The sequence below is a fragment of the Thalassolituus sp. UBA3500 genome (genome assembly GCF_002377545.1).
Classification (GTDB): Bacteria; Pseudomonadota; Gammaproteobacteria; order Pseudomonadales; family Oceanobacteraceae; genus Thalassolituus.
The window spans coordinates 1-368 of the sequence record NZ_DFQB01000021.1; the positions used below are offsets into that span (position 1 = coordinate 1).

The following is a 368-nucleotide window of genomic DNA, read 5'->3' on the forward strand; positions in this document are numbered from 1 at the left end:
TCGAGTGTTTCGCCGTCGAGGTCGTTGGTGGGTTCGTCCAGTGCCAGCACATTCGCGGGGTGGGTGAACAGGCGGGCGAGGGAGAGGCGGTTGCGCTCTCCTCCCGAGAGCATGCCAACTTTGCCCATGGCCTGTTCCCTGGTGAATAGGAAGTCGTTGAGATAGGCGAAAACATGCCGCGTAGCGCCGTTGAGCTCGATGAGATTGCCGCCCCTGGCAACGGCATCGAACACCGTTTGCTGTTCATCCAGCTGAGCCCGCAGCTGGTCGGAGTAGGCCACTTGCAGGCGCAAGCCATGCTTCAGGGTGCCGCTAGCAGGAGCTAGTTCGCCGAGGAGCAGACGCAGCAGGGTCGTCTTGCCGGCGCC

General features: G+C 62.8%; 1 protein-coding gene. It reads right to left on the reverse strand.

What is annotated here, in order from left to right; genetic code table 11:
- Positions 1–368, reverse strand: a 368-nt coding sequence (locus B2R29_RS04445; RefSeq protein ID WP_301179965.1) for an ATP-binding cassette domain-containing protein, incomplete at both ends; no start/stop codon positions are given.